Below are 6,547 nucleotides of genomic sequence, written 5' to 3'. Positions count from 1 at the left end.
CTATTCAATTGTAGCTTGGAGATTACTTTGGTTAACCTATCAAGCACGCTTACACGGAGAGGAGAGTTGTGAAAGTTTTTTGGAAGAACATGAATGGCAATCTTTGTGTGCCACTATTCATAAAAAGAGTCCGCCACCTGAAAAGCCGCCCTCCTTTAGGGAAGCGGTCAGATAGAACCTCCTTGAGCCATCTTGCACACTTTTCTCTTTTTGTCAAATTTTATGTTAAGAAAGATGTGACTAATGGATAGCTTATCAAGGGGGGATCAAGGGGGGATCGAACCTAAAATCCATTTTTAATTTAATTATAACCAGCTACTTATGTACAAGGTAAGGGGTTTAGTGGCTTGTTTCACAAAACAGATACAAGATTTTAAAGCTAGTGTCTCAAAAACCTTGCATCTTGATCAGCGATCGCCCCTACTTTTTCACCAAACTCTAATTATTTTTTACTATTTGAGTATCGGGGTGATTTTCCCTTAATTCCAAAATGTAATAAGACAGTTGAATAAAAATACTATAGTGATAATTCATGGGTTGTCTCCTTGATTTAATTTGGCTAGTTCCTGAAGTGCATTTCTTCCGTCTTTTTCCTGGTAGTGATCGGCATCACTACTATTTTTGCCTAACAGGATCAAGCTATATTATAAACGGGGATGAATTCAGTGGTTATGACCGCTATTACCTAATCTCCATAGTGTGTTTTAGTACGAATAATCAGAATAGTTTTATCGTCTTCATAAATTTCATAAAGCAGACGATCTTTTCGATTTAGGCGATAGGAATACAAGCCTTCTAAATCGCCTTTTAAGGATTTGCCAATATAGGGATTAATTGCAATTATGTTAGTTAAAATTTCTTGAAGTTTGACTTTCTGTTTTTGGGTGAGTTCGTCGGTATCTTTTCGCGCTTGTTTAGAAAAGACAATTGTGTAGGTTGTCATCCAAATACTTGTTCCATTGTGAGGGTTTCTCCTGCGGCATATTCTCGTCGTGCTGATGCAATGTGTTGTAATAGTTTGGAATCTTGCATGAGTTCGGAGGTTTCAGCTAAGGATTCCCATTCTTCTTTAGTGATGAGAATATAACTGCGATTTTCACGAACGATCACTACTCCATCGGGTTCTTTTTCAGTGCGATCGCAGAGTTCTTCTAGGTTGGCTTTGGCGTAATCAACGGTGACTTGATACATAAATCGCTTACGGTTTGTGGGGATTAGTCTTATAATAAAGCAAAAATTGCTTCTTGGCTGACGTTTTCATTATTTATTTTGGGCTTTTTGGTTCTGATCGAGAAGAAGGCGATATGACAACTTTAGTAATGATCTAAGCCGTAACTTGCATAATGTTTATTTTGGCTTTTCCGAGATCATGGTATAAAATGTTCTATGAACGGTTAAATACTAGGAGATATTACTGAACTGAGAATATTTGGGCTATGCGGAAATAGCCCGGAGAGGTGGGAGAGATTTGCCTCGTGCAGTGTAGTCTTCGATAAGGAGATCTAGAACTTCAAGGGCATTTTGTAGAGCTGCATGGTAGGTTTCACCATGGGTATGAGCATAGGGGCAAAATTCAGGGAGGTGGGCGATAAATTTGTTGTCTTCTTCTGACCATTGAATAAAAATACTATAGTGATAATTCATTGTTCATATCCTCAATTTCTTGAAAAACTTCTTCTAAAAAAGGAGCTTTTGAGCTTACTATATTATCTTCATGTCGATCATGCTTATGATGAGGAAATGAAGGAAAATTAAGTTTTTGATGATGAGGAGCATTATCATAACGGAAAATTAAATCACCTTTTTGATTGATATAGTGGTAAGAATATTTGCCTCGGTTTATGCTGATCTCTACTTCGACAAATTCTCGAATATAGAGCCGAGAGCCGTCAATAAAGGTAATATTTCCTCTAATAAAACCGAGACTCTCTGTCCGTTTTTCTGTGTCAAGTTCAAAAGTTTGGATCATGGATGAGTTTGTTAGAAGTTTTCTAATTTTCTCAAAGTAAGTCTCAATCAACAAATTCAATCTCCTTAATGATGGCTATTTTTTGCTGTATTTTGTCAAGCATCCATGATTCTCCTAACCATTCATCAAAATCTTCACTGTGTTGTAATTGATCGTTGGTAAACAAATCAACAAACTGCTCTGTTGACCATTGATATTGAGTTTCAAATTCTTTTAAGCGAGCTTGAGTTTTTTGTAATCCGCTTTCTAAGTCCTGTAGCCGATTATTCAGATCGGTTTTAATCATTGCTTTAAGGGATTCTGGTTGACTGGAGCGCAGTTTAATCAGGTTTGTGGTGTTTGATTCTAGCGGTTGGGTTTGCATGGTGATTTTTTCTTGTCAGTGTTAATTTAGAGTAAAAAATTATTGCCACTCCATTGGGTTCTTTTGAGGTTTATTTTGGCTTTTCCGAGATCATGGTGTAAAATGTTCTATGAACGTTTAAACAGTGGAAGATATTACTAAACTGGTGCTTATCTTTAATTGTACTGCTTCTTATTGCAACTGTTGTTGCGCTAGTGACGCAGCGACTACAAACAACGATGAGGTAAAAAAATGAAGCTCAAAATCTGCAAAATCGGCAACTCATTAGGAGCCTCTTTCCCCAAAGAAGTTCTCGACAAACTCCAGGTGGGAGAAGGAGATACGATATACGTCACCGAAACGCCAGACGGGGTACAGTTAACCACCTACGACCCAGAATTCGAGCAAATTATGGAAGCAGCTTCTCAAGTTACCCGCCGCTATCGCAGCGCCCTGCGGGAATTGGCCAAGTGAGTGAAATCATCTGGATTAGTGAACAAGCAGCCAGAGCAATTCACCACCAGCAACTCGCTCTCTTTGGCGGAGCCGAAGGCATCCTCGACCTAGGAAAACTCTCCAGCGCCCTCGCCAGACCTCGCCATCTCCACACTTACAACCCCGATGTCAGCCTGTACCAATTAGCCGCCGCTTATTGCTGGGGACTGGCAAAAAATCACCCCTTTGTGGACGGCAACAAGCGCACCGCTTTCGTCGTCATGGCGACTTTTCTCCAAGTTAATAGCATTGAGTTAATCGCTCCAGAAGCCGAGGTGGTGGCAACTATGCTGGCGGTGGCGGCTGGCGAGATGTCCGAAGAAGAACTTGGTGCTTGGCTTCAAGGCATAAATTGAATAAAGTGGGGGATTTCTGGAAGTAAATAAGAACGAAACAAAATAATACTCCCGTATCGCATAAAATCATAATTCTAAGCCTTGCTTGCGATATTTTTCTAGTAGTTGCTGTTTGATGTTCATGTTTTTTATTCTTCCTTTAAAAAAAGCTAATTTTGTCTTAGGTTACGCAACATTTCCACCATTTCGGGGGGAAAGCGTTGGCTTAATTCCTCATCAGGAAGTTGAGAAAGCATCAGATTATAATTATTTTTTACTGTTTGAGTGTTGGGGTGATTTTCTCCTAATTTTTCCGAACAAATAGCAATCGCTCTTTGATAGAGAGATTCTGCTTCTGTGTATTTCCCTTGAGACTGATAAAGATCCGCCAGATTGTTGAGACTGTTGGCCACATGAGGATGCTCTGCTCCTAATTGCTTTTCCCGAATCGCCAGTGCTCGCAAATAGAGGGGTTCTGCTTCTGCGTATTTCCCTTGAGCGCGATAAAGATCCGCCAGATTGTTGAGACTGTTGGCCACATCAGAATGCTCTTCTCCTAATTGCTTTTCCCAAATTGCCAGCGAGCGCAAAAAGAGAGGTTCTGCTTCTGCGTATTTCCCTTGATCATAATAAAGACCAGCCAGATTGTTGAGACTGTTGGCCACATCAGGATGCTCTTCTCCTAATTGCTTTTCTGTAATCGCCAGCGCTCGCAAAAAGAGAGGTTCTGCTTTTGCGTATTTCCCTTGAAAATCATAAAGTAACGCCAAATTGTTGAGACTGGTCGCCACTTCAGGATGGTCGGAGCCTAATTGCTTTTCCGTAATCCCCAGCGAGTGCAAAAAGAGAGGTTCTGCTTTTGCGTATTTCCCTTGAGCGCAATAAAGATTCGCCAGATTGTTGAGACTGGTCGCCACAGCAGGATGCTCTTTTCCTAATAGCTTTTCCCGAATCGCCAGCGAGCGCAAAAAGAGAGGTTCTGCTTCTGCGTATTTCCCTTGATCATAATAAAGACCAGCCAGATTGTTGAGACTGTTGGCCACATCAGGATGCTCTTCTCCTAATTGCTTTTCTGTAATTGCCTGCGCTCGCAAAAAGAGAGGTTCTGCTTTTGCGTATTTCCCTTGAGCGCGATAAAGTTCCGCCAGATTGTTGAGACTGGTCGCCACATCAGGATGATTTTTGCCTAAGCGTTGTTCACTCAGAGTTAAACAGCGTTCACAATAAAGAACCGCTTGCTGATAAAGTCCCTGCTCTTCATAAAAACGACCTAAGCCAGTAAAAGGCCTAGTTAAATCTTCATTATCTAACCATTGATCTAATTCCTCTGCAACAACTTTTAGATGCTCAATATCCGGCTCCAAGTTATCAATGTCTTTTAAGGTCAAAGTCCTCTTAATAGTTTTCGCAATCCCAACCATCACCTGACAATAGGCTCGCTTTGCTTCCTCCTTAAACGCCGATGCTTCTAACTTATCGCGCAAATACATCCGAATTAAAGTATGCAACTCATAGTTCTGATTATCAACATCATTTAGCAAGTTTAAATTTACCAAATGTCGTAAATCAGTCCTAGTCGGTATCGGTAAATCAGGCGGATCAATAGACGCAGAAACCGATTTAGATAGACCAAACCAGCGTGAAAATGTCGGAAAATATCTCTCTATAGCCCCCCTTTTTAAGGGTTGGGGTTGGGGGTATCTCTCCTCAAACAAAGACAAAATTAACTTTTCATTAATCCGACTTTCCGCAAACAAACTGAGCCATTCTCCTGCTAATCGAGAACTCTCACTCAACTCCCCCCAACTCAACTCAAACGCCGCTGCTACCCCCCTTTGAGCCGTCATAAAAGCATTTTGGGGAAATTGTAAACTCTCATCCTTTAATTTTTGCGCCTGTAACTGTGATAAAAGTTTTGTTAAGTCACAACTCATATACTGTCCATAGCGTCCCACCAACTCAATCCCTAACGGTAAATACCCCAACCATTTGACTAATTCTCTGGCTTTTTCTGGATTATTTACTACCGCATTGGGTAAAAAGACAGCCAACAATTCTACCGCCGCATCAGGACTTAACACTTCTAAATCAATCGGGTTAAAATTACGAGCAATCTGTTCATTACGAGTCGTAATAATCACCTTAAACCGCTTTTCTCCTTGAGGCGGTAAATAGTCTTTTATTTGTTCATAGCGACGCACATCATCAAAAATAATTAAGGCTTGATCCTGCTCATTTTTGAACCAATTATGCCAACAAAAACGAATCCGCTCTACCAATTCGCCTTCTGTCGGTAAAATTAATCCTAAATGAATCTGAGCAAAAGTTAAAATACTCAAACCCGGATCGCTTTCTGCTACATTTAACCAAAGAATCCCCCCTAGATAAGTCTTTTTGTGCCATTCTTGCCAACTATACCATAACGCTAATTCCGATTTACCAACACCACTCATACCCGTCAACGTCGAAATCGCCACGCGGTTAGCTTCCTGTAATTGGGTTGCTAATTGGCTTAAAACTTCATCACGTCCAACAAATTTCTCGACCCCACTATTGGGTAAATTGTGCGGGTTTTCTTTAACCTGTTTTGGTACAGATGGCAAAATTATTTTCTGCTCAATGGAAATCTGAGCATTATCGCCAAAAGTAGAAGCTTTAATTCCAGTTTGCTTAAATGGATTATTCATTAGGGAAAATAACGGTACATTTCTTTACGGTGTAAAACTCGGACAAAAGCAATCATATTCTCCTCAACATAAATACCTATGCGGTAATCTCCTATTCTTATCCGATAGTAACTGGGGTGGCCTTCAATAGCTTTGATATTTCTTAACTCAGCTAGATTATTGGCCGCTTCTACCTCCACAATGACAGCTTCAATTCGTTGTCGTAGCTTACGATCCTTGATAGCACCTAAATCTCGAAAAAAAAGGCGACGAAATTCAACTTGCATGATTTACTCTGCTAATAAAGAAAAAATTTCTTCTCGACTGACATTTTCATCATGAAGACCTTCTTCTATTGCTTTGGCTAGAGCCATATCCTCTATCACTTCATAAATTACGTCTGTTAAAGTTTCCCGTTCCTGCAATAATAACTCATGCAGAACCTCTTTAAGAATAGGCTTGAGTGCTTGGGTTTGATCTTCTAACATTTTTGTCTCCTAATCTGTGTTTTATCTTTAATAAGATTATAGCCTATAAACTGACAAAATGCCTACCCCGTGGAACAGGCTTCTGGTTTCTGTACTTGATCTTTGATCAGATTAAAGTAAAAGCTTTAATCTCTTCGGGTCTAATTCCCCGCCGCTCGCGGCGTACAATAGAAAAATGAGTGAATACATCCATAAGAGCCATAATGTAAGTGTTTTGCTATATCATTTAGTGTTCCCAGCCAAATATCGTA

General features: G+C 40.2%; 10 protein-coding genes and 2 pseudogenes. 4 read left to right on the top strand and 8 right to left on the bottom strand.

Annotated features, from left to right (window positions below; genetic code table 11):
• Positions 1–172 (top strand): annotated as a pseudogene (locus IQ224_RS20310) (IS4 family transposase); the annotation flags it as partial.
• A gap of 513 nt (positions 173–685) precedes the next feature.
• Here IQ224_RS20310 and IQ224_RS20305 read toward each other — a convergent pair.
• The 5 genes from IQ224_RS20305 to IQ224_RS20290 all read right to left on the bottom strand — a co-directional run bounded on the left by IQ224_RS20305 (position 686) and on the right by IQ224_RS20290 (position 2,333).
• Complete coding sequence (locus IQ224_RS20305; RefSeq protein WP_002745103.1) at positions 686–943, bottom strand: type II toxin-antitoxin system mRNA interferase toxin, RelE/StbE family; 258 nt, start codon at positions 941–943, stop codon at positions 686–688.
• Positions 940–1,191: a type II toxin-antitoxin system Phd/YefM family antitoxin gene (locus IQ224_RS20300; protein ID WP_002745102.1), complete on the bottom strand. Its 252-nt coding sequence runs from the start codon at positions 1,189–1,191 to the stop codon at positions 940–942. The genes IQ224_RS20305 and IQ224_RS20300 overlap by 4 nt, the downstream gene beginning before the upstream one ends.
• Before the next feature lie 243 nt (positions 1,192–1,434).
• Positions 1,435–1,644 carry a type II toxin-antitoxin system HicB family antitoxin gene (locus IQ224_RS24380; protein ID WP_002745101.1) on the bottom strand — a complete coding sequence of 70 codons (210 nt, stop codon included), beginning with the start codon at positions 1,642–1,644 and terminating at the stop codon, positions 1,435–1,437.
• The gene (locus tag IQ224_RS20295; RefSeq protein WP_036401470.1) at positions 1,628–2,023 is read right to left on the bottom strand and encodes a DUF6516 family protein; all 396 of its coding nucleotides are present in this window, start codon (positions 2,021–2,023) and stop codon (positions 1,628–1,630) included. The genes IQ224_RS24380 and IQ224_RS20295 overlap by 17 nt, the downstream gene beginning before the upstream one ends.
• On the bottom strand, positions 2,013–2,333 hold the full coding sequence (locus tag IQ224_RS20290; protein ID WP_002745098.1) for a hypothetical protein: 321 nt from the start codon (positions 2,331–2,333) through the stop codon (positions 2,013–2,015). Before IQ224_RS20290 ends, IQ224_RS20295 begins: the two co-directional genes overlap by 11 nt.
• 231 nt (positions 2,334–2,564) lie before the next feature.
• On the opposite strand from IQ224_RS20290, the gene IQ224_RS20285 reads away from it, so the two are divergent.
• Entirely contained in the window at positions 2,565–2,786 is a 222-nt protein-coding gene (locus IQ224_RS20285; RefSeq protein ID WP_002745096.1) for an AbrB/MazE/SpoVT family DNA-binding domain-containing protein, read from the top strand.
• Positions 2,783–3,163, top strand: coding sequence for a type II toxin-antitoxin system death-on-curing family toxin (locus tag IQ224_RS20280; protein WP_002745094.1), 381 nt, complete (start codon positions 2,783–2,785; stop codon positions 3,161–3,163). The genes IQ224_RS20285 and IQ224_RS20280 overlap by 4 nt, the downstream gene beginning before the upstream one ends.
• Before the next feature lie 149 nt (positions 3,164–3,312).
• On the opposite strand, the gene IQ224_RS20275 is transcribed toward IQ224_RS20280, so the two are convergent.
• Genes IQ224_RS20275 through IQ224_RS20265 form a run of 3 tightly spaced genes read right to left on the bottom strand, consistent with a single transcriptional unit; the run spans position 3,313 to position 6,296 of the window.
• Positions 3,313–5,829 carry a tetratricopeptide repeat protein gene (locus IQ224_RS20275; protein ID WP_002745093.1) on the bottom strand — a complete coding sequence of 839 codons (2,517 nt, stop codon included), beginning with the start codon at positions 5,827–5,829 and terminating at the stop codon, positions 3,313–3,315.
• Positions 5,829–6,095, bottom strand: coding sequence for a type II toxin-antitoxin system RelE/ParE family toxin (locus IQ224_RS20270; protein WP_036401462.1), 267 nt, complete (start codon positions 6,093–6,095; stop codon positions 5,829–5,831). Before IQ224_RS20270 ends, IQ224_RS20275 begins: the two co-directional genes overlap by 1 nt.
• A 3-nt stretch (positions 6,096–6,098) precedes the next feature.
• On the bottom strand, positions 6,099–6,296 hold the full coding sequence (locus IQ224_RS20265; RefSeq protein WP_002745091.1) for a hypothetical protein: 198 nt from the start codon (positions 6,294–6,296) through the stop codon (positions 6,099–6,101).
• A 175-nt stretch (positions 6,297–6,471) separates the two neighbouring features.
• On the opposite strand from IQ224_RS20265, the pseudogene IQ224_RS20260 reads away from it, so the two are divergent.
• A pseudogene (locus IQ224_RS20260) lies at positions 6,472–6,547 on the top strand (IS200/IS605 family transposase); the annotation flags it as partial.

Source organism: Microcystis sp. LEGE 00066, from assembly GCF_015207925.1.
Taxonomy (GTDB): domain Bacteria; phylum Cyanobacteriota; class Cyanobacteriia; order Cyanobacteriales; family Microcystaceae; genus Microcystis; species Microcystis ichthyoblabe_A.
Note: the sequence above shows the minus strand (reverse complement) of the source record. Positions and strands in the feature narration are given on the sequence as shown.

What these genes read in the sequence shown, in the direction of transcription:
- IQ224_RS20305 (WP_002745103.1), bottom strand. Translation starts at nt 943, where the DNA reads ATGACAACCTACACAATTGTCTTTTCTAAACAAGCGCGAAAAGATACC.
- IQ224_RS20300 (WP_002745102.1), bottom strand. Translation starts at nt 1,191, where the DNA reads ATGTATCAAGTCACCGTTGATTACGCCAAAGCCAACCTAGAAGAACTC.
- IQ224_RS24380 (WP_002745101.1), bottom strand. Translation starts at nt 1,644, where the DNA reads ATGAATTATCACTATAGTATTTTTATTCAATGGTCAGAAGAAGACAAC.
- IQ224_RS20290 (WP_002745098.1), bottom strand. Translation starts at nt 2,333, where the DNA reads ATGCAAACCCAACCGCTAGAATCAAACACCACAAACCTGATTAAACTG.
- IQ224_RS20285 (WP_002745096.1), top strand. Translation starts at nt 2,565, where the DNA reads ATGAAGCTCAAAATCTGCAAAATCGGCAACTCATTAGGAGCCTCTTTC.
- IQ224_RS20275 (WP_002745093.1), bottom strand. Translation starts at nt 5,829, where the DNA reads ATGAATAATCCATTTAAGCAAACTGGAATTAAAGCTTCTACTTTTGGC.
- IQ224_RS20270 (WP_036401462.1), bottom strand. Translation starts at nt 6,095, where the DNA reads ATGCAAGTTGAATTTCGTCGCCTTTTTTTTCGAGATTTAGGTGCTATC.
- IQ224_RS20265 (WP_002745091.1), bottom strand. Translation starts at nt 6,296, where the DNA reads ATGTTAGAAGATCAAACCCAAGCACTCAAGCCTATTCTTAAAGAGGTT.